Annotated in this window: 23 protein-coding genes; 13 read left to right on the forward strand and 10 right to left on the reverse strand. The window is 71.7% G+C overall.

Going from position 1 to position 20,069, the window contains the following annotated elements; all coding sequences use genetic code 11:
• The first annotated feature begins 63 nt into the window (after positions 1–63).
• From AB0K28_RS33945 to AB0K28_RS33960, 4 genes are all read left to right on the forward strand, one after another.
• The gene (locus tag AB0K28_RS33945) at positions 64–2,916 is read left to right on the forward strand and encodes an ATP-binding protein (RefSeq protein WP_364377983.1); all 2,853 of its coding nucleotides are present in this window, start codon (positions 64–66) and stop codon (positions 2,914–2,916) included.
• A gap of 118 nt (positions 2,917–3,034) precedes the next feature.
• A complete protein-coding gene (locus AB0K28_RS33950; protein WP_345395268.1) occupies positions 3,035–4,264 on the forward strand; it encodes a MurT ligase domain-containing protein in 1,230 nt (409 codons plus the stop codon).
• Entirely contained in the window at positions 4,254–4,973 is a 720-nt protein-coding gene (locus tag AB0K28_RS33955; RefSeq protein ID WP_364377985.1) for a glutamine amidotransferase, read from the forward strand. Before AB0K28_RS33950 ends, AB0K28_RS33955 begins: the two co-directional genes overlap by 11 nt.
• Positions 4,974–5,304: 331 nt before the next feature.
• On the forward strand, positions 5,305–6,096 hold the full coding sequence (locus AB0K28_RS33960) for a metalloregulator ArsR/SmtB family transcription factor (RefSeq protein WP_364377987.1): 792 nt from the start codon (positions 5,305–5,307) through the stop codon (positions 6,094–6,096).
• A gap of 5 nt (positions 6,097–6,101) precedes the next feature.
• Here the strand turns inward: AB0K28_RS33960 and AB0K28_RS33965 are convergent, their stop codons facing one another.
• A complete protein-coding gene (locus tag AB0K28_RS33965; protein ID WP_364377989.1) occupies positions 6,102–6,464 on the reverse strand; it encodes a DsrE family protein in 363 nt (120 codons plus the stop codon).
• A 63-nt stretch (positions 6,465–6,527) separates the two neighbouring features.
• Here AB0K28_RS33965 and AB0K28_RS33970 point away from each other — a divergent pair, with 63 nt between their 5' ends.
• The 4 genes from AB0K28_RS33970 to AB0K28_RS33985 all read left to right on the forward strand — a co-directional run bounded on the left by AB0K28_RS33970 (position 6,528) and on the right by AB0K28_RS33985 (position 9,011).
• Positions 6,528–7,016 carry an FABP family protein gene (locus AB0K28_RS33970; protein WP_345395271.1) on the forward strand — a complete coding sequence of 163 codons (489 nt, stop codon included), beginning with the start codon at positions 6,528–6,530 and terminating at the stop codon, positions 7,014–7,016.
• Positions 7,016–7,312, forward strand: coding sequence for a DUF2470 domain-containing protein (locus AB0K28_RS33975; protein ID WP_364377990.1), 297 nt, complete (start codon positions 7,016–7,018; stop codon positions 7,310–7,312). The genes AB0K28_RS33970 and AB0K28_RS33975 overlap by 1 nt, the downstream gene beginning before the upstream one ends.
• A gap of 304 nt (positions 7,313–7,616) precedes the next feature.
• Positions 7,617–8,030, forward strand: coding sequence for a Fur family transcriptional regulator (locus tag AB0K28_RS33980; RefSeq protein WP_345395277.1), 414 nt, complete (start codon positions 7,617–7,619; stop codon positions 8,028–8,030).
• A 42-nt stretch (positions 8,031–8,072) separates the two neighbouring features.
• Positions 8,073–9,011, forward strand: a complete 939-nt coding sequence (locus AB0K28_RS33985) for a glycine cleavage T C-terminal barrel domain-containing protein (RefSeq protein WP_364377992.1) — start codon at positions 8,073–8,075, stop codon at positions 9,009–9,011.
• Here the strand turns inward: AB0K28_RS33985 and dtd are convergent.
• Complete coding sequence (gene dtd, locus AB0K28_RS33990; RefSeq protein WP_364377994.1) at positions 9,008–9,433, reverse strand: D-aminoacyl-tRNA deacylase; 426 nt, start codon at positions 9,431–9,433, stop codon at positions 9,008–9,010. The genes AB0K28_RS33985 and dtd overlap by 4 nt on opposite strands.
• Positions 9,434–9,495: 62 nt before the next feature.
• Between dtd and AB0K28_RS33995 the strand changes: the two genes are divergently transcribed.
• A complete protein-coding gene (locus AB0K28_RS33995) occupies positions 9,496–10,404 on the forward strand; it encodes an asparaginase (protein ID WP_364377996.1) in 909 nt (302 codons plus the stop codon).
• Here AB0K28_RS33995 and AB0K28_RS34000 read toward each other — a convergent pair.
• Together AB0K28_RS34000 and AB0K28_RS34005 are read right to left on the reverse strand one after the other, a co-directional pair.
• Positions 10,401–12,020, reverse strand: a complete 1,620-nt coding sequence (locus tag AB0K28_RS34000; RefSeq protein WP_364377998.1) for a DUF2207 domain-containing protein — start codon at positions 12,018–12,020, stop codon at positions 10,401–10,403. The two genes, AB0K28_RS33995 and AB0K28_RS34000, sit on opposite strands and share 4 nt — an antisense overlap.
• A gap of 27 nt (positions 12,021–12,047) precedes the next feature.
• Complete coding sequence (locus tag AB0K28_RS34005; RefSeq protein WP_364378000.1) at positions 12,048–13,124, reverse strand: FAD-dependent monooxygenase; 1,077 nt, start codon at positions 13,122–13,124, stop codon at positions 12,048–12,050.
• A gap of 110 nt (positions 13,125–13,234) precedes the next feature.
• Between AB0K28_RS34005 and AB0K28_RS34010 the strand changes: the two genes are divergently transcribed.
• Complete coding sequence (locus AB0K28_RS34010; RefSeq protein ID WP_364378002.1) at positions 13,235–14,146, forward strand: GntR family transcriptional regulator; 912 nt, start codon at positions 13,235–13,237, stop codon at positions 14,144–14,146.
• On the opposite strand, the gene AB0K28_RS34015 is transcribed toward AB0K28_RS34010, so the two are convergent.
• Positions 14,143–14,877: an alanyl-tRNA editing protein gene (locus AB0K28_RS34015; protein ID WP_364378004.1), complete on the reverse strand. Its 735-nt coding sequence runs from the start codon at positions 14,875–14,877 to the stop codon at positions 14,143–14,145. The two genes, AB0K28_RS34010 and AB0K28_RS34015, sit on opposite strands and share 4 nt — an antisense overlap.
• 28 nt (positions 14,878–14,905) lie before the next feature.
• Between AB0K28_RS34015 and AB0K28_RS34020 the strand changes: the two genes are divergently transcribed.
• Positions 14,906–15,568: an SGNH/GDSL hydrolase family protein gene (locus AB0K28_RS34020; RefSeq protein ID WP_364378006.1), complete on the forward strand. Its 663-nt coding sequence runs from the start codon at positions 14,906–14,908 to the stop codon at positions 15,566–15,568.
• Here the strand turns inward: AB0K28_RS34020 and AB0K28_RS34025 are convergent.
• From AB0K28_RS34025 to AB0K28_RS34045, 5 genes are all read right to left on the reverse strand, one after another.
• Entirely contained in the window at positions 15,553–15,918 is a 366-nt protein-coding gene (locus tag AB0K28_RS34025; RefSeq protein WP_345395292.1) for a DUF2516 family protein, read from the reverse strand. The two genes, AB0K28_RS34020 and AB0K28_RS34025, sit on opposite strands and share 16 nt — an antisense overlap.
• 122 nt (positions 15,919–16,040) lie before the next feature.
• Positions 16,041–16,478 (reverse strand): hypothetical protein, encoded by a 438-nt coding sequence (locus tag AB0K28_RS34030; protein WP_364378009.1) that lies wholly within the window; start codon positions 16,476–16,478, stop codon positions 16,041–16,043.
• Positions 16,479–16,481: 3 nt separating this feature from the next.
• Complete coding sequence (locus AB0K28_RS34035) at positions 16,482–16,973, reverse strand: helix-turn-helix domain-containing protein (protein WP_364378011.1); 492 nt, start codon at positions 16,971–16,973, stop codon at positions 16,482–16,484.
• A gap of 61 nt (positions 16,974–17,034) precedes the next feature.
• Positions 17,035–17,940 carry a M56 family metallopeptidase gene (locus AB0K28_RS34040; RefSeq protein ID WP_364378013.1) on the reverse strand — a complete coding sequence of 302 codons (906 nt, stop codon included), beginning with the start codon at positions 17,938–17,940 and terminating at the stop codon, positions 17,035–17,037.
• Positions 17,937–18,293 (reverse strand): BlaI/MecI/CopY family transcriptional regulator, encoded by a 357-nt coding sequence (locus AB0K28_RS34045; RefSeq protein ID WP_345395304.1) that lies wholly within the window; start codon positions 18,291–18,293, stop codon positions 17,937–17,939. Before AB0K28_RS34045 ends, AB0K28_RS34040 begins: the two co-directional genes overlap by 4 nt.
• A 107-nt stretch (positions 18,294–18,400) precedes the next feature.
• Here AB0K28_RS34045 and AB0K28_RS34050 point away from each other — a divergent pair, with 107 nt between their 5' ends.
• Entirely contained in the window at positions 18,401–19,051 is a 651-nt protein-coding gene (locus tag AB0K28_RS34050) for a hypothetical protein (RefSeq protein WP_364378016.1), read from the forward strand.
• Positions 19,044–20,057: a methyltransferase gene (locus AB0K28_RS34055; protein WP_345395310.1), complete on the forward strand. Its 1,014-nt coding sequence runs from the start codon at positions 19,044–19,046 to the stop codon at positions 20,055–20,057. The genes AB0K28_RS34050 and AB0K28_RS34055 overlap by 8 nt, the downstream gene beginning before the upstream one ends.
• Positions 20,058–20,069 lie beyond the last annotated feature (12 nt).

Here is a 20,069-nt window from a genome sequence, read left to right on the forward strand (position 1 = left end):
GTCACCGTGCTTCCCGCGGTGTTGTCGGCGGCGCAGCGTGACCGGCCTTTCGTGATCGGGTGGTTGTCGCGTGGATCGGGGGCGCCGCTAGAGCTGATCACGAACGCGGGGCCGCTGTCGCCGCCGCGCCAGCCGCGCAGGTCCACCGACCTGCCCGACCATCCGAGCGGGCCGCAGCCGCTGCTGTTCCCAGGGGGAGCGCGCGGGATGCGGCTGGACGAGGAGTACCTGGCCGACCTGGCCGACCTGGTGTGGACGCCGTGTCCTGGACGCCAGGCGCCGCCGCTGGGCAGCAGGGGGCGCGAGTTCGACCCCGACGAGCTCAGGCGGCCCACGTTGTTCGAGTCGACGCTGGTCACGCTCATGTCCCGGCCGTTCGCCTGGCTGGTGGTCGCCGAGCCGACCGACCTGCTGGACGCCGAGGTGGCGCACCTGCGCACCCAGCTCAACGTGCTGCGCCAGTACGGCGACGCCTCCGAGCGCTCCCGCTTCGACGCGGAGCGGGCCGAGCGGCGCATGCAGGAGCTGGACGCCTTCCGCGAGGCGGGCCTGTGGAACGTGCGCGTGCTGGCCGGGGGCGCCACCGCCGAGGAGCTGCGGCAGATCGCTCCCGTGCTCGTGGGGTCGGTCGAGATGAGCCATCATCCGTACCGGCTGCGCAGCTCGCACGGGGCCGCGTACGCGCTGCCCGAGGCGCTCGCCATCACCATGCAGGACCCGGCCGACGGCGCCGCGGCCCCCTTCGCCGCGACGGCGGGCGCGCTGGCCGCGCTGGCCGGGCTGCCCCGGCGTGAGGTGCCCGGCGTGCGGGTGCTGGAGTCGGGCTTCTTCGACGTGACGTCCGAGTCGGACGGCGGCGTGGACGGCGGCGAGCTGCTGCTGGGCGAGATCCTCGACGGGCAGGACAGGGGCGTCGGCTCGTTCCGTGTGCCGCTCGCCACGCTCAACCGGCACGCGTTCGTCACCGGCGCGACCGGCTCGGGCAAGTCGCAGACCGTACGCCACCTGCTGGAGCAGCTCAGCCGCGCCCGCATCCCCTGGCTCGCGATCGAGCCCGCCAAGTCCGAGTACGCCGCCATGGCGGGCCGCGTCCCCGACCCGGTCACCGTGATCAACCCGTCGGCCCCCGACGGCGTGCCGTTCAGCGTCAACCCGCTCGAACCCGAGCCCGGCTACCCCGTCCAGGCCCACATCGACATGGTCAGGGCGCTGTTCATGGCCGCGTTCGACGCCGAGGAGCCGTTCCCGCAGATCATGTCGCTGGCCCTGCAGCGCGTCTACGAGGCCACCGGCTGGGACGTCGTCACCGGCGGCGCCGTGCCGGGCTCCGACGTCCCGCCCAGCATCCCCACCCTCGAACAGCTTCAGCAGCACGCCATGGACGTCATCAAGGAGATCGGCTACGGCCGCGAGGTGCAGGCCGACGTCGAGGGCTTCATCTCGCTGCGGCTGCGCTCCCTGCGCGTCGGCTCCGCAGGGCGTTTCTTCGAGGGCGGCCACCCCGCCGACATCGGCGGCCTGCTCGAACGCGACGTCGTGCTCGCCATCGAGGACGTCGCCAACGACGAGGACAAGGCGTTCCTCATGGGCACGCTGATCATCCGCATCGTCGAGCACCTGCGCATGCGCGCCCGGCGCGAGCGCTCGACCGGGCTGCGGCACGTCATCGTCATCGAGGAGGCGCACCGGCTGCTGCGCGACCGCGGCCACGGCCGGGCCTCCACCCACGCCGTCGAGCTGCTGGCCGGGATGCTCGCCGAGATCAGGGCGTACGGCGAGGGCATCGTGGTGGCCGAGCAGATCCCCACCAAGCTCGTCACCGACGTGGTCAAGAACACCGCGCTGAAGGTCGTGCACCGGCTGCCCGCCGAGGACGACAGGCGGCTCGTCGGCGCGGCCATGAACCTCAGCGACGAGCAGTCGCGCCACGTCGTCTCCCTGCAGCCCGGCTCGGCGGCGGTGTTCGCCGACGGCATGGACCGGCCGCTGCGCGTGCGGGTGCCGCTCGGCGAGTCGCGGGAGAAGGTGCTGCCCGGGCCGCCGCCGCCCATCAGGGGGCGCAGGTCGGCCGCGTGCGGGGCGCAGTGCCGTACCGGGCAGGCGTGCACGCTGGTCGAGCTGCGCGAGGCCGACGTGCTCGCCGGGGCACAGGAGTGGGCCTGGCTGCGCATCTGGTGCGACACGGTCGTGCTGGCCTTCGTCAGCAACCGGCCGCTGCCCGGCGTGCCGCGCGCGCTGTCGGCCGCCTGGGGCGAGCTGCCCGCCCGGCGCAGGGAGTGCCTGCTCGCCACCCTCATCGAGCGCTGCGTGCAGCGGCGCGCCTGGTCGCTGCGCACGTGGTTCGACCCTTCGCTGCTCACCGAGAAGGCCGCGGAGGCCGCCGGCCGGCTGCTCGGCGGGCTCGACAGCGGCGGCGAGCGGCCGGGCGCGTCGTGGGTCATCCCGCAGGTGCGCTGGCTGCACGAGGTGGAGCGGCTCTTCCCGTACGGCCACCCCGCCCCGAACCTGCGCAGCCCCGCGCCGCCCATGGAGTACGCCCTGTTCCGCCCGTCCGCGGGCACCGGCGACCTCGGCCACACCGAGCTGCTCGGCCACCGGGCCAAGGCGCTGCGCCACCACCCGCTGTCCATGGAGGTGGACCACAACAGGGAGCTGGCCTGGCGGGTGATCCTCGGCGACGACGAGCACGAGAGCGTCCAGCGCGACATCCTGACCGTGGCCATCGGGGTCGAGGCGGCGGCCAGGATCCGGCACGTCGGGCAGACCATGGGGGCGGGCTGGCTGGAGGGCGTGCTGTCGTGGCCGCGCCGGTTCGTGCTGCCGTTCGAGCAGGGCGGCGCCCCTGAGATCACCTTCGCAGAGCCGACGGGCCCTCCGGTGAACGCCACCCCTGCCTACAGCACCCCCTCCCCGTGACACGTTTGTGGCACAGCGGAGATCGGGTGGGGTGAACCTTCGCTTGGGCGGTCAAACCGGGCGGGGTTTTCGCGCGCCCCTCCGAACCAGGCGGTAACCCGGACTAGGATCCATGCACATGACCCAGCTTCCTCTGCGGGCCCAGCTCGCCAGCGCCCTGGGACGCAGTGCCGCCACGCTGTCCAGGATGACAGGGCGCGGTGACGGATCGGTGATCGGCGGGCGGGTCGGTCTGCTCCTTGAGCCCGACCTCCTCCGCAAGCTGGCCCGTGACCGCAAGCTGGCTCTGGTCAGTGCGACCAACGGCAAGACCACCACGACCCGGCTGATCACCTCGGCCCTGCTGGAGCTCGGCGAGGTCGCCACCAACGCGTTCGGCGCCAACATGCCGGCCGGCCACGTCTCGGCGCTCTCCCAGCACAAGCGCGCCCCCTACGGCGTGCTGGAGGTCGACGAGAAATACCTGCCCGAGGTCCTCGACACGACGGGCGCGGGCGTCGTCTGCCTGATGAACCTCAGCCGCGACCAGATGGACCGCGCGGCCGAGATCTGGCTGCTGGCCCAGAAGTGGCGCAGGGCGCTGTCCGGCAAGCCCACCCACGTCATCGCCAACTGCGACGACCCGCTCGTCACCTGGGGCGCCTCCACGGCCGCGAAGGTCACCTGGGTGGCCGGCGGCCAGCGCTGGAAAGAGGACTCGTGGTGCTGCCCCGAGTGCGGCGGCCCGCTCGACCGCAAGGACGCCGACTGGGCGTGCCGCGAGTGCACGTTCCACCGTCCTGAGCCGCAGTGGGTGGTCGACGACGATGCGGCGATCGACCCGCGCGGCCAGCGGTGGCTGCTCGACATCCAGCTTCCCGGCCAGGCCAACCGCTCCAACGCGGTGATGGCGCTGGCCGTGGCCGAGGCGTTCGGACTGCCGGTCGAGCAGGCGCTGCCCCGGCTGCGCGAGGTCACCTCCGTCGCGGGCCGCTACACCACGGTCGAGCGCGACGGCCGGCACGCCAGGCTGCTGCTGGCGAAGAACCCGGCGGGCTGGCTCGAGGCGTTCGACGTCGCCGACCCGCAGCTGCCGATCATCCTGTCGGTCAACGCGCAGGGCCCCGACGGCCGCGACACCTCGTGGCTGTGGGACGTCGACTACCGCATCCTGCGCGGGCGCCCGGTGTTCGTCACCGGCCAGCGCCGGCTCGACCTGGCGTTGCGGCTCGACGTGGCGGAGGTGCCGTTCACGCTGTGCGAGTCGTTCAACGAGGCCCTGGCGATGCAGCCGCCCGGCCGGGTCGACGTGATCGCCAACTACACCGCCTTCCAGCAGATCCGATCGGAGTTCGGCCGTGCCGTCTGACAGCGCCCTTCGCATCGTCTGGATCTATCCCGACCTGCTGAGCACCTACGGCGACCAGGGCAACGTGCTGGTCCTGGAGCAGCGGGCGCAGCGGCGGGGCATCGAGACGGAGACGATCCACGTACGCTCGGCCGACCCGGTGCCCGAGACCGGCGACATCTACCTCATCGGCGGCGGCGAGGACCGCCCGCAGATCCTGGCCGCAGGGCGCCTGCGTAAAGACGGCGGCCTGCACCGCGCCGTCGCGCGGGGGGCGTCGCTGCTCGCGGTGTGCGCCGGCTACCAGATCATGGGCAGCACGTTCGGCGGCGAGGAGGGCCAGCCGGTCGACGGCATCGGCCTGCTCGACATCTCCAGCGCGCGCGGTCCCGCGCGTGCGGTGGGCGAGCTGGTGGCCGAGGTGGACGCCGCGCTCAACATCCCCACGCTGACCGGCTTCGAGAACCACATGGGCGTCACCCGCCTGGGCCCCGGCGTCAAGCCGCTGTCGAAGACGATCGTCGGCACCGGCAACGGCGACGGCTTCGAGGGCTGCTACGCCGGCCACGTCGTCGGCACCTACCTCCACGGCCCCGCCCTGGCCCGCAACCCCGGCCTGGCCGACCTGCTGCTGTCGTGGCGTGTGGGCGACCTCGCCCCCCTCGACGACACCCGCTACGAGGCCCTCCGCCAAGAACGCCTCACCACGGTCCTCCAGCAGCAACACTGACCCAGCAGGACACCCCCAGCCCCGCCCGCGCCCCCGCCGCTTGCAGCTCCGCCGTCCGCGGCTGCGCCGTCCGCGGCCCCGCGACCTGCGGCTCCGCCGTCTGCGGCTCTGCCGTCTGCGGCTCTGCCGTCTGCGGCTCCGCCGTCCGCGGCGCGCCGCTGAAGGGTTGTGCTCGCACTCTCTCGCATCCCTCCCTTCCCCTTACCCCTTCCGGCCCGGCTCCCGCCTGCGGGAGCCGGGCCGTTGGTTGTTCCCCGGTTGACAGGCAGCCGTATGGCTGCCTATTTTGGCGATAGGCAGCCGGACGGCTGCATGTCAGGATGGCGAAACGATGGACGACGTGTTCAGGGCGCTGGCCGACCCCAGCCGCCGCCGCCTGCTCGACAGCCTCAACGCCCGCGACGGGCAGACGCTGCGCGAGCTGTGCGCGGGGCTCGACATGGCCAGGCAGTCGGTCAGCAAGCACCTCGCCGTGCTGGAGGAGGCCAACCTGGTCACCACCGTGCGGCGCGGGCGGGAGAAGCTGCACTTCCTCAACGCCGTACCGATCAACGCCATCGCCGAACGCTGGATCAACCGGTACGACCGCCACCGGGCAGGCGCCCTGGCGGACCTCAAGACGGCCTTGGAGGAACGTCCCATGGATCAGGACGTCGTCTACACGACCTACATCCGCACCACCCCGGAGCGCCTCTGGCAGGCGCTCACCGACCCCGCGTGGACCCGGCGCTACTGGGGGGTCGAGCTGGAGTCCGACTGGCGGGAGGGGTCGGCGGTCACCTGGACGTACAAGGGCGTCAGGATGGCCGACCCCGAGCAGGTCGTGGTGGCCTCGGAGCCGCACCGGCGGCTGGCGTACACGTGGCACTCGATCACGCCCGAGTTCGCCGAGCTCGTCGGCCTCAGCCCGGAAGGGCGGGAGGAGATGGCCAAGGAGGCGCGCTCGACGGTGTCGTTCGAGATCGAGCAGGCCGGCGAGCTGGTCAGGCTGACCGTCGTGCACGGCGGGTTCGAGCCGGGCAGCTCGATCAGGGAAGGCGTCGGCCAGGGCTGGCCGGAGATCGTCTCCAGCCTCAAGACCCTGCTGGAGACCGGCGAGCCCCTGCCGTCAAGCGATCAGTAGCCGACTCAGTAGACCAGCGCCTGCACGCCCTCGGCGGTGACCTCCTCGACGAACGCCGGCGCGCCCGCGATGCGGATGCCGTCGATGAGGTCGTCGACGGTGATGTTCCTGCGGGCGGCGCACTGCGTGCAGAGCGTCACCCGCCCGGCCGCGAGCAGGGCGTCGAGCAGGTCGGTGAGCGGCGCGGCGTGCGGCAGGCTGAACTCCTTGGCCCGGCCGGGCAGCGCGAACCACGACGACTCCCCGGTCAGCCACAGGGAGACGGGTACGCCGCTCGCGAGCGCGGCGGCCGCGACCGTGAACGCCTGGTTGCAGCGCTCGGGGGCGTCGGCCCCCGCGGTCACCTTGATCACCAGTGATCGTGCCATGTCCGCCACCCTAACGCCCCGCAGCTCCACCGCCACCGGTCGCCGCCACTAGTCTTGGACACCATGGAAGAACCTGAGCTGCACCCCGGCCTGGAGCCGATCGCGTTCCTGCTGGGGCGGTGGGAAGGCGCCGGCGTGGGCGGCTACCCGACGATCGAGAGCTTCAACTTCGGCCAGGAGATCGAGTTCGGCCACAACGGCAAGCCGTTCCTGACCTACGTGAGCCGCACCTGGCTGCTCGACGACGCGGGCAACCGCGTCAGGCCGCTCGCCACGGAGTCCGGCTACTGGCGTTCGCTGCCCGAGCGGCAGATCGAGGTCGTGCTCTCCCACCCGACGGGCATCGTCGAGATCTACATCGGCGAGGTCGTCTTCCACAAGATCGAGCTGCGCACCGACGTCGTCGCCCGCACCGCCTCGGCGAAGGAGTACACCGCGGGCCACCGCCTCTACGGCCTGGTCAACGGCAACCTCATGTGGGCCTACGAGATGGCCGCCGTGGGCCACCCGCTCACCGACCACATGTCGGCAGAGCTGAAGAAGGTCGCCTGATGAGCACGCCGTTCACCCCTGACGTGGTCGAGGCGATCAAGCGGCACATGAACGACGACCACGCCGAGGACGGCCTGCTCATCGTGCGCGCGCTGGGCGGCAGGCCCGACGCGGGCACCGCGGTCACGAGCGACGTCGACGCCGAGGCGATCACGTTCACGATCGACGGCGGCGAGCGGGTGCGGGTGCCGTGGGGCGAGACGCTGACCGAGCGCGCCCAGGCGCGCAAGGCCGTCGTGCGGCTCTACCGCGAGGCGTGCGAGAAGCTGGGAGTGCCCGCCCGCGGGGAGCACTGAGGCTCCGGCCGAGGGCGGGCATGAAAAAGGGCCCCGGACAACACTCCGCCGCGCTCTGCGGGCGGGCCGGATGGACCAATGGCCGGGATCAGACGTCCCGCCCTCCGGCTGTCAGGGGCCCCGGTGGTTGCCTCGTATTCGCTGACGTCACGAGACAACAGTCCGCGAGGTCAGCGGACAACCACCTCGCTAGCCCGACTATGACTAACCATTATTCGGACCACCTCCTTTCCGCGTACCAACGAAGCTATGCGGTCTGCCGCGAAACGGGCAAGTGAATATCGTCGCGGCATAGACTCGGTGCATGACGGAGACGCAGTGGCACGAAGAACTCCGCGCCAAGGGCTACCGGGTCACCCCGCAGCGTCAGCTCGTCCTCGAGGCCATCAAGGAGCTTGAGCACGCCACGCCGGAGGAGATCTGCGTCAAGGTGCGCGAGACGGCGCGCGGTGTGAACATCTCGACCGTCTACCGCACGCTGGAGCTGCTGGAGGAGCTGGGCCTGGTCACCCACACCCACCTCGGCCACGGCGCCCCCACCTACCACCTGGCCGCCGAGGCCGACCACGTGCACCTGGTGTGCAGGGGCTGTGACCAGGTGTTCGAGGTGCGTCCCGAGCTGGCCGAGGGCCTGGTGAAGGGGCTCGACCAGGAGATGGGCTTCGTGGCCGACGTCCATCATCTGACCGTGTTCGGCCGCTGCCGCGACTGCCGCTGACCCGGCGAAAAAGCGACCGGCCGGGCGGATAGCCTGGAAGGCATGCGTAGCCCTCTGCTCGATCTCCCCGGCGCAGTCGCCGCCGACGCGCCGGACTCCGACGTAGCCGCCCACTACGGCGACCTGTTCGCCGAGCAGCGCGCGCTGGCGAAGGGAGAGGCGGTCGTCGACCGCAGCAACCGCGAGGTCGTCCGCATCTCCGGCGCCGACCGGCTGAAATGGCTCAACGATCTGACCTCGCAAAAGCTCGACACGCTGCGTCCAGGTGAGTGGACGCAGACGCTCGACCTCGACCTGCAGGGCCGCGTGCAGCACCACCTGACGCTGGTCGACGACGGCGAGACCATGCTCGCCCACGTCGAGCCCGGCACCGGGCAGAGCCTGGTCGACTACCTCGACCGCATGCGGTTCATGCTGCGGGTCGAGGTGTCGCGGGCCGACGACCTCGCGGTGCTCTCCACGGCGTCCGAGGACTTCCTGGTGCCGCGGTCCGAGCTGGCCGAGCATCTCGGGCGGCCGCTGGCGGGGCTGTGGGCGTACGAGGCGCTGCGCATCGAGGCGCACCGGCCGCGGCTCGGGTTCGAGACCGACCACAAGACGATCCCCCACGAGGTGGGCTGGATCGGCGCGGCCGTGCACCTCAGCAAGGGCTGCTACCGCGGCCAGGAGACGGTGGCGCGGGTGCACAACCTCGGCCACCCGCCGCGCCGCCTGGTCTTCCTCCACCTCGACGGCAGCGTCGACACGCTGCCCCCGCACGGCGCCCCGGTGATCTTCGAGAGCCAGGAGGTCGGCGTGGTGGGCTCGGCGGCCCGCCACCACGAGCTGGGCCCGATCGCGCTCGCGGTGGTCAAGCGCACGGTGCCGATCGACGCGCCGCTGCTGGCCGGCGGGGTGGCGGCGGCCCAGGAGGTCGTCGTGCCGCCGGACGCGGGGCGTAACGTCAGCATCGACCCGTCGCTGCGCCGCCGCATCCGCTAAAACTCGAGGACGACCGTGATGGGGCCGTCGTTGACCAGGGACACCTGCATGTCGGCCCCGAACACCCCCGTCTCCACGTGCGCGCCGAGCGCCCGCAGCTCCTCGACCACGGCGTCCACCAGCGGCTCGGCCACCGGGCCTGGGGCCGCGGCCTGCCAGGTGGGGCGGCGGCCCTTGCGGGCGTCGCCGTACAACGTGAACTGGCTGATCACCAGCAGCGGCGCCGACACGTCGGAGCAGGACTTCTCGCCGTGCAGGAGCCGCAGCCCCCACAGCTTGGCGGCGAGCTTGGCGGCCTCGGCGCGCGTGTCGGTGTGCGTGACCCCCACGAGGACCAGCAGGCCGGGCTCCGCGATGGCCCCGACCGTGCGCCCCTCGACCTCGACCGAGGCCGACCTGACTCTCTGTACGACTGCTCGCATGGGATCCCATTCTGGACCAGGTCAAACCCCTCCATACACTCGTGTCGAAAGGGGTTAAGAACATGTCGATGGTTGTGGAAGTCGTCCGGTCCGGGTTCGTGGAGTCCACTCACCTGGCCCGCATGCTGACCGTGGACGCCGCGGGGCGCCCGGTCGAGACCAGGGGAGCGGTGCACGTGCCGGCCTCGCCACGGTCGTCGATGAAGCCGCTCCAGGCGCTCGGGATGCTCCGGGCCGGCCTGGACCTGGAGGACGAGCTGCTGGCGCTGGCCTGCGCCTCCCACTCGGGCGAGCCGTTCCACGTGGAGGGCGTCAGGAAGATCCTGGCGGGTGCCGGGCTGGACGAGTCGGCCCTGCTGTGCCCTGAGGACTACCCGTTCGACCGCGCGGTGACCGAGCGCGGGCGGGTCTACATGAACTGCTCGGGCAAGCACGCCGCCATGCTGGCCACCTGCGCGCTCAACGACTGGCCGCTGACGACGTACCTGGAGCCGGCGCATCCGTTGCAGCGCGCGATCAGGGAGACGGTGGAGGAGCTGACCGGCGAGCGGGTCGCCGCCTCCGGCGTGGACGGGTGCGGTGCGCCGCTGTTCTTCGTCTCGATGCTCGGGGTGACGAAGGCGTTCCGCGCGTTCCCGATGTCGTCGCCCGACTCCTGCGAGCGCAAGATCTTCGACGCCATGCGCAGCTACCCGGAGTGGACGTCGGGCACCGACCGGCCCGAGGCGAAGCTGATGCGCGCGCTGCCCGGCCTGATGCTGAAGGCCGGGGCCGAGGCGTTCGACGCGTTCGCCTTCGAGGACGGCAGGGCCGGCACGGTCAAGATCGAGGACGGCTCGCCGCGTGCCCGCGTCGCGGTCACCGTGGCGGCGCTGCGCTCGCTCGGCCTGGACGCGCCCGAGCTGGCCGAGCTGGGCGCCCCCGCCGTGCTTGGCGGCGGCCGCCCGGTCGGCGAGCTGCGGGTGCGCTAGAGGCTGCGGAACTGGCGGGTGGCGGAGATGGCCCCCGAGGTCGTCGTGGTGAACGTGCGCATCGACCCGGCGAACTTGGACAGGTCCCACTCCGCCGGCCCGTGGTACCAGTAGAGGTTGTCGGCCCGCTGCCCGTTGCCGGTGACGGAGGCCACCACCCGCGACCAGTGCTCGACCCCGTCGAAGATCACGGCGTACGGCAGGTAGCGGGAGAACAGCTCCACCCGGTGCTGCTCGGGCACGTCGCCCAGTTCGCCGGAGAACAGATATTGGCGAAAGCGCATCGTCTGGGCGAGCGCGGCCGAGCCCTTGGCGGTCTTCGCGGGCATGTACTGCCCGCCGGCCGCCAGCGCGCCGCCCGCGATGACGACGGCCAGGCCGAGCAGCCCGTACGTGGTGAACCAGGCCAGCGCGACGGTGGCCAGCAGGCCCACCCCGATGAGCACCACGCCGAGCGTCGTCCAGCGAGTGCGCTCGGTGTCGGGCCTGCGGGCGAACCAGCCCTGCTTGACCACGTCGGCGTAGAGCGCGTCGCGCACCTCGCCGAGGTGGCTGGCGAAGGAGCCGGTCAGCTGCGACAGCAGCACGTGGTCGCGGCCCTCGAAGACGGCGTCGTACAGCGCCCGCTCGTAGGGCAGGAGCGCGTCCACGGGCGCGCTGGGCAGCTTGACGAGCATCCAGTCGGGCGCGTCGTACGTCTGCCGCGGCTGCTCGTCGATGCGCAGATAGCCGCGGACGGCCAGGTCGACGATGGTCGCGGTGACGTCGACGACGTCGGCCTGCTCGTCCACCAGCGTGCCGATCTGGCCGGGCCGGACGCCGTCGGGCGGGGTGAAGTGGCCGTTCTGCACCGCCGCCATGGGGCCGCCCTCGTGGCCCGCGGCCCTGGCGTCGCGCCCGCGCGTCCAGTAGAGCAGCCCGATGCCGCCGAGCAGCAGCACCAGCAGGCCGGTCAGGGCGCCGCCGGTGATGGCGTCGAGGGTGAAGGCGGCCGACAGGGAGAAGCGCCGGTCGAGGATGGGCTCGGCGCCCGTGACGCCCTCGGGGTAGCCGACGACGACGGTCAGCGTCTCGCCTGACGCGAGGTCGTCCTGCTCGAATTCGGCCTCGGTAGCCTCGTGGTTCATCGAGGCCGAGGTGCAGCCGACGGCGGAGGTCAGCTCACCGGCGAAGCACGACAGGCTCTGGATCTGGCCCGGGCCTTTGACGTGCACGGTCGCCTTGGTGACGGGCTGGTTCCAGCCGCCGACCGCGAACCAGCGCAGCTCGTCGACGTCGCCCGAGGGGGTCACCGCGCCCTTGACGTCGTACTCGACGGTCTGGCCCGTCACGGTGAGCTCGTCGCCCGACAGGGTGCCGCCCTTGACGTTGGCGATCTGGTAGAGGCGGTCGCTGGCGTCGTCGTAGCGGGTCCGGGTGAGGAACGTCCGCTTGAGCTCTCCCGACGCCCCGCCGATCTTCTCGACGACGTGCAGGGTGCCGTCCTTGCCGAGGGTCATCGTCACCTCGTCCGTGATCCCGGCCTGCGCCGCTGCGGCCGGGGCTGCGGCTGAGGCTGCGGTCAGCGTCAGAGCGGTGGCCGCGAGGGCGGTCAACGTGAGTCTGAAACCCGTCATGGCGGGACATCGTAGCGGTTTGTACCGTCAGTCCAGCGTGATGGCGTTGGCCGCCCGCTGCACGCTCTCCGGGGAGGCGGGCCCGCCAGGGTTCTCCACGGCGAGCGCCTGGTTGGCCGCGACGAAGGGCCGCAGGCGCCGCTCGTAGCGCTCTCCGGCGCCCAGCGGGTCCGCGATCAGCTCCTCGGCCAGCACGTACGCCCCCACCATCGCCAGACTCGTGCCCTGGCCCGACATCGGCGAGGCGCAGTAGGCGGCGTCGCCGACCAGCGCCACCCGCCGGGTGCTCCAGCGGTCCATCCTGACCTGGGCGATGGCGTCGAAGTAGAAGTCGCCGGCCTTCCACATGGCTTCGAGGAGCCTGGGCGCCTCCCACACGTGGGCGCAGCGCTCCTGCACCAGCCGCTTCTGGCCCTCGACGTCGCGGTGGTCGTACGGGAAGGGCTCGGCGGCGAAGCCCAGGTTGACCAGCATCCGCGCCGGGTCGCGGTCGCTGAACACCACGCCCCCCGCCTCGCCCTCGGTGAACCAGGTCTGCCAGTGGTCGAGGCCGAGGAAGTTGTCGGCGGTGAAGATGGAGATGTACTGGCCGAGGTGGTGCACGTACCGCGACTCGGGGCCGAAGGCCAGCGCGCGCACCTTCGAGTGCAGGCCGTCGGCGCCGATGACGACGTCGTAGCGGTCGTGGCCGCCGCTCTCGTACGTCACCTCGCCGTCCTCGGTCAGGGTGGCGATCGAGTCGCCGTGGACGCGGCGGGCCGGGCTCGCGGCGGTGAGCACGGCGATCAGGTCGCCGCGCATGATCTCGACGTCGGGGCTGTCGAAGCGGCCGCCGCTGACCGTCTGCTCGGTGTCGCGCATCAGCTCGGTGCCGTGGCTGTCGACCATGGACATGCCGCGCATGGTCGTGCGCAGGCCCCTGATCTCGTCCAGCACCCCCATCCGCTCGGCGACGGTGAGTGCCGCGCCCCTGACGTCGATGGCCTGCCCGCCCTCGCGCGGGGCCGGTGCCCGCTCGACCACGGTCACCTCCGCCCCCGCGCGCCCGAGGAAGTGGGCCAGCACGGCACCGCCCACCCCCGCACCGGAAACCAGGACTCTCATGGTGTCGCTCCTCGCAGTTGACGTTGTACGCAGACGTGAATGTATGCAGTACATACAGCTGGTAGCAAGCTATAGTAGGAAGGATCTGTACTAGTACAGGAGGGAAATCGATGGCCGACGCGGTCCCGCCCCACGCCCGCATCGCCGCCGACATCAAGCGGCGCATCGCGGACGGCAGGCTCCGCCCGGGCGAGCGCGTGCCCTCGACCAGGCAGCTCGCCAGAGACTGGAACGTCGCCCTGGCCACCGCCGCCAAGGCGCTCACGCTGCTGGCCAGAGAGGGCGTCGTGGTCGCCGAGCCCAGGGTGGGCACCGTCGTGGCCGAGAGCCGCACCCCCAAGCTCAGGCCGGCGTCGCACGAGCACGACCTGACCCGCGAGCGCATCGTGCGCGCGGCCGTCGAGATCGCCGACGAGGACGGGCTGGAGGAGCTGACCATGCGGGGCCTCGCCACCCGCCTGGGCGTCGCCACCATGTCCCTCTACCGCCACGTGGGCGGCAAGGACGACCTGGTCATGCTCATGGTGGGCGCGGTGATCGGCGACTTCCCGCTGCCGCAGGAGGCGCCCGAAGGCTGGCGGGCGGCGATGGAGATCGCCGCCAGGACGCAGTGGGCCGTCTACCGCGCCCACCCCTGGGTGGCCGGCACGACCTCACTGACCAGGCCGATGCCCTCACCGGCGCTGCTGGAGCACGCCGAGTGGGCGATGCGCGCGCTCGCCGGCACGAGCCTCGACCCGGTGACCAAGATGCACGTGCACACCCTGCTCTTCAGCTACGTGCAGGGCATGGCGGCCAACCTGGAGCTCGAACGGCGGGCCCGCGCCCACACCGGCATGACCGCCGACGAGTGGATGGACGCGCAATATCCGGCGCTGCTGGGTCTCACCGCGTCGGGCCGCCATCCCGCCTTCACGCGGCTCATCGAGGAGCTGGGCGACGACTTCGACCTCGACCTCGACCTGCTCTTCGAGTTCGGCCTGACGCCGCTGCTCGACGGCCTGGAGAAGGTGATCGGCTAGTCGGCGACGCGGATGCGCAGGCGGCGGAAGCCGCGCCCCTTGCTCTCGACCTTGGCCACCTCGATGCGGCCGATCTGCTTGGTGGAGGCCACGTGGGTGCCGCCATCGGCCTGGGTGTCGAGGCCGACGATGTCGACGATGCGGACGTCCTGCACGCTCTCGGGCACGAGGTTGGTGGCCGTGCGCACGATGTCGGGGATGGCGAACGCCTCGGTCCTGGGCAGCACCCGCACGTCGATGCGCCGGTCGGCGGCGATCTCGGCGTTGCAGGCGTGCTCCACGGCCTCCTTGAAGCCGGGCGGCACCTCGGGCAGGTTGAAGTCCATGCGGGCGCTCAGCGGGTCCATATTGCCGCCGGTGACCAGGCAGCCGTAGTCCCTGAACACCACGCCGCACAGCACGTGCAGGCCGGAGTGCGTACGCATGAGCGCCGAGCGCCGCTCGTCGGCCACCGCGCCCCTGACGACCGTGCCGGCCGGCGGGATCGGATCGTCCTCCGCCGGAATCAGGTAGAGATCGTCGCCTTTGCGCACCCCGACGATGCGGGTTTCGACGCCTTGCCAGATCAGAACGCCGTGATCCGCCGGCTGGCCGCCCCCACCTGGATAGAATGCCGACCTGCTCAGCACGATGCCCTCGGGTGTGGCGTCCAGGACGACGGCCTCGAAGTCACGCAGACTCTGGTCGGACAACTCCAGTCGTTGCGTGCGTCCGTGGAGATCAGTGCTCATATCGGCAGCCTAGTGCCCTGGGGTGGTCATGCGGAGCCTGACGCGAAGCGCCGCGGTCCTCGTGCTGCTGGCCCTGCCGGCCTGCGGCGACGTCGCCGACCCGCCGCTCGGGGCGCGGCTGCCCGCGCCCGTGCTGATGTTCGTGGGCGACAGCTTCGCCGTGGGGTCAGGGCCGGTGCCGCGCTGGGAGAGCTACGCCTCCCAGACCGCCAGGCTCATGGGCTGGCAGCCGATCATCGCGGGCGCGAGCGGCACCGGCTTCTGCAACGCCGGGCGGGCGGGCCGCACGTTCCGGCGCTCGTACGAGCTTGAGCTGGCCTGGCGGCCGGCCCCCGACCTGCTCGTCATCTCCGGCGGCCACAACGACCGCCGCTGGAGCCCCGACGACGTACGCCGCGCCGCCACCGCCCTGCTCGCCCAGGTGCGCACCCACTGGCCCGAGACCAGGACGGTCATGGTGGGCCCCATCTGGCTGGAGGACCCGCCGCGCCGCGCGTACGGCGTGCGCGACGCCCTCGCCCAGGCCGCCGCGGCCGGGAAGGTGCCCTTCCTCGACCCCATGCTCAGGACGTGGCCGCGCGAGGCGGTGCTGCCCGACGGCATCCACCCGACGCGCGCCGGCCACGAACGGCTGGCCGCCTGGCTGGCCGGCGAGCTCAAGGCTCATCAGAGGGCTTACCAGGGGCCGTAGGGGCCGCTGTTGCCCCGGCCGCCCATGCCCTTGACGGCCGGCTTCACGTCGACGATGTAGACGGTGGCCGCGATGACCGCTGCGATCGAGAAGATGCCGAGCCCGATGCCGAGGAACCCGCTGCCGCCGACCATCATGAACCCCTGGAAGTAGCTCAGCGCGCCGGCGGCGGAGAACAGCGTGGCCAGGGCGAGGATCAGCAGCCACAGGTTCTTCTGCAGCTTGCCCGCCGCGACGAAGGCGTTGGCCGGCACCCGCAGCGCGTGCACCAGCGCGTAGACCGCCATGCCGAGGATGGCCACGGCGAGCACCAGGAAGAGGAGGTTGAAGACCCCGTAGATCATGTTCATGTAGTCGTCTCCGCCCAACGCCGCGAACCAAACGGCTTCAGCCTAATAGGCGCCCCCGACCCGCGGGCACCCCGGAAAGGAAAGGCCCGCCTCCGCGCTGGGAGACGGGCCGCGGGCATGGGTCAGGCCTTGGCGGCCTTGCCCGTGCCGGACACGCGGGTCGCGCGCGGCTTCTTGGCCGGCTCTACCGGCTCGGCGACGGGCGGCTCGGCGGCCACCGACACCTCCTCCAGCTCAAGGGCGGCCTCGCCGGTGGTCTTGCTGACGACGCGGCGGCCACGGGTGGCGAACTCGTCGTAGACCTCGGTGGCCTTGTGGGTGAGCGTGTCGGCGTACGTGCGGGCCTTCTCGGGCAGCTCCCTGGCGATGCCCTCGGCCTTGTCGGCGTACTCGCGGGCCTTGACCGGCAGGTCCTTGGCCAGGTCGTAGCGGCGGGACTGGAGCTTCTGCAGCTGCTCGGGCAGCTCGCGCAGCTTCTCCACGGCGAAGTCGCCGACGCCGGCCACGGCGTAGAACGGCTTGGACTCGGTGAGCTTCTTGACCTCGGTGGCGAGCGTCATGGGTTAACCTTCCTTGGTTTCCTGGGTGACGTTGCCGTTGCGTGAGGTCGCCGCATAGGGCTCAAGAGCGGCGAGAAACTCCTCGGGCAGCGGCTCGTCGTCCGAATCGGCGTCGCGCCGGGGGTGGGCATTCTGGGAGGTCTGCTCGTCCTCGGCGGGATGCTCCTTGCGGAACGACTCATAGATGTCGATCAGCACCTGGCGCTGACGTTCGCTGAGATGCGAGTCGGCTCTGATCGCGGTGAGCACGTCGCTCGGCGGCTCACGGTCCTCGATGAGGCCCGCCTGCACATAGAGCGCCTGCGAGGAGATGCGCAGACCTTTGGCGATCTGGTTGAGAATCTCCGCGCTCGGCTTGCGCAGGCCGCGCTCGATCTGGCTCAGGTAGGGGTTGGACACCCCTGCCGCCGCGGCGAGCTGGCGCAGCGAGATCTTCGCCTGCTGCCGCTGATCGCGGATGTATTCACCGATCGAGCCGACTTTGGGTAGTGCCATGCCTCATAGTCTGCCTCGCCCTGCTTGCAATTGCAAACAGAGTGGTTAACAGCTGCAAGCGCTAGAGCTGGAAGAACCAGAGCAGCGGAGCGCTCGTGACCAACGTCACAGACAGGGCGATGTAGCTGGAACGGACCGTCATGGTCAGCTCTGGCAGCGGCTTGACCAGGCGATCGACCCTGGCCATGACGTTGTGGACGTGGACGCCGAGCATGCCGTGGGGCGTCGGCATCGCCCCTGACGCGCCGAAGCGCAGCAGCGCCGTCGCCAGCCGGCGTGGCGAGCAGTAGCGGCGGGCGCGGTCGTCGGCGGCCATCTCGATCAGCAGCTCGACCTGGGCCTGCGCGTCGGCCACCACCTTCGACCAGGGCAGCGCCCTGCGCAGCGCGGCGAACGGCAGCAGCACGAGGTCGTGGCGCTCGCGTACGTGGGCCGCCTCGTGAGCGAGCACGGCGGCCAGTTCGTCCTCCGACAGCAGCTTGAGCGCGCCCTCGCTGACCACGACCTGCGAGCGCAGCCCCGGCACGCAGTAGGCGGCGGCGCTGGGATGGTCGAGCACCCGCACGCCCGGCACGCCCGGGTCGTCGTGGGAGATCAACGCGAGCAGCACGCGGTGCCTGCGGCGGGCCCGCAGCGCCTGCACACCCGCGGTGAGCAGCACCGCGACCAGGACCGCGAGCGCGGTGAGCCCGGCGATCAGCGCCAGCACGTGGAGCGGGTCCCACGCCTGCGCGGGCGTCTCCCCGCGCGCGAACGCGAGAAGCCCGGGGATCACGCCGGTGCCATAGGGCTGGACGGCGAAGGCGAGCATGGCGCCCGTGGTGGCGAGGCCCCAGGACACGCCGAGTGACTGCCAGACGATGATGGCCAGCCTGGGGGCGCGGGAGGTCCACCGGGCCGTGGTGAAACGCCAGGAGCCGACCGCGCACGCCAACGCGAGCGCTGCCAGGACCGCTGCCGTGATCACTCGTCCTCCAGCTCCGTAAGGGCTCTGCGCAGGATCTCCGCCTCCGTGCCCGACACGGCCTGGGCGAAGCGGGTCAGGGCGGCCGATCGGTCGCCCGTCAGGTCCAACGCCTCCAGCATAAGCTCGGCGATGTATGCGTCGCGGCTTTCGGCCGGCTGATATCTCCACGCGCGGCCGTCACGGGTGCGCTCGAGAAAGCCCTTGCGGGTGAGGCGGTCGAGAACGGTCATGACCGTCGTGGGTGCGAGATCGCGGTCGGCGATGAGTTTGCCGACCTCGCGGGCGGTCAGCGCCGTGCTCTCCGCCCAGAGGATGTCCATGATGCTGCGCTCAAGCTCGCCAAGACCCTTCACGTCTTTCAGAGTAGCTCTACAACGTGTCGAGCTGGCATCCGGGGCTGAGGACTCCCTAACGTTGCTACGGTGTCACCTTCCGTAACCGACAAAGGAGTACGCCGAGCGTGGATCTGGAAGACGAGCGGCGGCTCGACCAGCTGATCCGGCGGCTGGAGACGTGGGCGGTCTTCGCCCGCGAGCCGGGCGTCACCGCCTCCGTCCAGGCCGCCCTCCAGCGGCACTGCCGGATCGACCACGCCGCCATCCTCATGTTCCCCAGCGGGCTCGACGACCTGCGCGCCTCCCTGCGGATGCGTGGCTTCGAGATCCTGCGCACCTGCCCCAGCACGGTCGTGCGCGGGCGGCTGGCCGAGCGCTACGACCTCGACCTGCCCGTCCTCATCGCCTACGCCGTGCGCGCCACCGGCGGCCCCGCCCTGGAGGTGTTCGTGCCCGAGCACGGCCCCGGCATCGGGCGGGTCGCGGTCCGCGAGCGCGAGCGCAACGAGGAGACGCACCTCGCGCTCGAAGTCATCAGGCCCGACGAGATCGTGGTGCGCGGCCTCGGCAGGCTGCTCACCTCGGTGCTCGGGTTCGCCCCCGACGGCGGCGGGTTCAACCCGTACGAGGACGAGAGCAGGGGAGGCCGCACGGTGCTGTACTTCGGCCGGCCGGTCGCCTGGCCCCGGCGCGTCGAGCTGGCCTGCGCCGGCCACTATCCCCACGTCCTGCGCTCCCACCTCGACCGCACGCCCGCGCTCGTGGCCGATGGCTGACGACGGCGCGCACCGCGAGGTGCTGTCGAAGCTGACCGGCGCCTGGCTCACCCAGGCGGTGGCCGCCATGGCCGAGCTGGGGCTCGCCGACCGGCTCGACGAGCGCCCGCTGACCTGCGGCGAGCTGGCCCGCGCGTGCGGCGTGCACGCGGGCGCGCTGTTCCGGCTGCTGCGCCTGCTGGAGAGCCACGACCTGGTCGAGCAGGGCACGGGCGGCGCGTACGCGCTCACGCCCACCGGCGCGCTGCTGTCCAGCCGCCACCCCGACTCGCTGGCCGACCTCGCCCTGTTCTACGCGGGCCCGTTCTACGCCTCGTGGGGCGCGCTGCCGTACGCGGTCAGGACCGGCAGGCAGGGCTTCGAGCACGTCTACGGCAAGCCGTTCTTCGACTACACCGCCGAGCACCCGGAGATGGGCGCCGGCTTCGACCGGGCCATGGCCTGCGGGTCGTCGTTCTTCACCCAGCTTCCGAAGGTCTACGACTTCACCCGGCACCGCCACGTCGTCGACGTCGGCGGCGGGCGCGGCGCGCTGCTCGCGGTCGTGCTGGCGCAGGCCGAGGAGGTGCGCGGCACGCTGTTCGACGGCCCAGGAGCCGTCGAGCGGGGCCGCGCGGCGCTCACCGAGGCGGGCCTGGCCGATCGGTGCGACTTCGCGGCCGGCGACTTCTTCGAGCAGGTGCCGTCCGGCGGCGACGTCTACCTGCTCTCGCGGATCCTGCACGACTGGGACGACGAGCCCTGCGCGCGGCTGCTGGCCAACTGCCGGGCCGCGATGCCCGCGGGCGGGCGGCTGCTCGTCCTGGAGCGGCTCGTCCCCGAGCGGCCGCACGACGCGCCGGGCGCGCTCGCCATCGCGTGGGACGTGCACATGCTGGTCAACAACGGCGCGGGCCGTGAGCGCACCTACCTCGAGTACGAGCGGCTGCTGGCCGGCGCCGGGTTCACGCTGGAGGACGTACGCGGGCTGCCCCTCGACGTCGACGTGCTCGTCGCCCGCGCCTGACCTGGCAGGCTG

This window comes from Nonomuraea sp. NPDC049504, assembly GCF_040676845.1.
Taxonomy (GTDB): domain Bacteria; phylum Actinomycetota; class Actinomycetes; order Streptosporangiales; family Streptosporangiaceae; genus Nonomuraea; species Nonomuraea salmonea.

Bases quoted from the DNA above. Each gene is read 5' to 3' on its own strand.
- AB0K28_RS33950 (WP_345395268.1), top strand. From the start codon at position 3,035: ATGACCCAGCTTCCTCTGCGGGCCCAGCTCGCCAGCGCCCTGGGACGC.
- AB0K28_RS33960 (WP_364377987.1), top strand. From the start codon at position 5,305: ATGGACGACGTGTTCAGGGCGCTGGCCGACCCCAGCCGCCGCCGCCTG.
- AB0K28_RS33965 (WP_364377989.1), bottom strand. From the start codon at position 6,464: ATGGCACGATCACTGGTGATCAAGGTGACCGCGGGGGCCGACGCCCCC.
- AB0K28_RS33970 (WP_345395271.1), top strand. From the start codon at position 6,528: ATGGAAGAACCTGAGCTGCACCCCGGCCTGGAGCCGATCGCGTTCCTG.
- AB0K28_RS33975 (WP_364377990.1), top strand. From the start codon at position 7,016: ATGAGCACGCCGTTCACCCCTGACGTGGTCGAGGCGATCAAGCGGCAC.
- AB0K28_RS33980 (WP_345395277.1), top strand. From the start codon at position 7,617: ATGACGGAGACGCAGTGGCACGAAGAACTCCGCGCCAAGGGCTACCGG.
- AB0K28_RS33985 (WP_364377992.1), top strand. From the start codon at position 8,073: ATGCGTAGCCCTCTGCTCGATCTCCCCGGCGCAGTCGCCGCCGACGCG.
- dtd (WP_364377994.1), bottom strand. From the start codon at position 9,433: ATGCGAGCAGTCGTACAGAGAGTCAGGTCGGCCTCGGTCGAGGTCGAG.
- AB0K28_RS33995 (WP_364377996.1), top strand. From the start codon at position 9,496: ATGTCGATGGTTGTGGAAGTCGTCCGGTCCGGGTTCGTGGAGTCCACT.
- AB0K28_RS34000 (WP_364377998.1), bottom strand. From the start codon at position 12,020: ATGACGGGTTTCAGACTCACGTTGACCGCCCTCGCGGCCACCGCTCTG.
- AB0K28_RS34005 (WP_364378000.1), bottom strand. From the start codon at position 13,124: ATGAGAGTCCTGGTTTCCGGTGCGGGGGTGGGCGGTGCCGTGCTGGCC.
- AB0K28_RS34010 (WP_364378002.1), top strand. From the start codon at position 13,235: ATGGCCGACGCGGTCCCGCCCCACGCCCGCATCGCCGCCGACATCAAG.
- AB0K28_RS34015 (WP_364378004.1), bottom strand. From the start codon at position 14,877: ATGAGCACTGATCTCCACGGACGCACGCAACGACTGGAGTTGTCCGAC.
- AB0K28_RS34020 (WP_364378006.1), top strand. From the start codon at position 14,906: ATGCGGAGCCTGACGCGAAGCGCCGCGGTCCTCGTGCTGCTGGCCCTG.
- AB0K28_RS34025 (WP_345395292.1), bottom strand. From the start codon at position 15,918: ATGAACATGATCTACGGGGTCTTCAACCTCCTCTTCCTGGTGCTCGCC.
- AB0K28_RS34030 (WP_364378009.1), bottom strand. From the start codon at position 16,478: ATGACGCTCGCCACCGAGGTCAAGAAGCTCACCGAGTCCAAGCCGTTC.
- AB0K28_RS34035 (WP_364378011.1), bottom strand. From the start codon at position 16,973: ATGGCACTACCCAAAGTCGGCTCGATCGGTGAATACATCCGCGATCAG.
- AB0K28_RS34055 (WP_345395310.1), top strand. From the start codon at position 19,044: ATGGCTGACGACGGCGCGCACCGCGAGGTGCTGTCGAAGCTGACCGGC.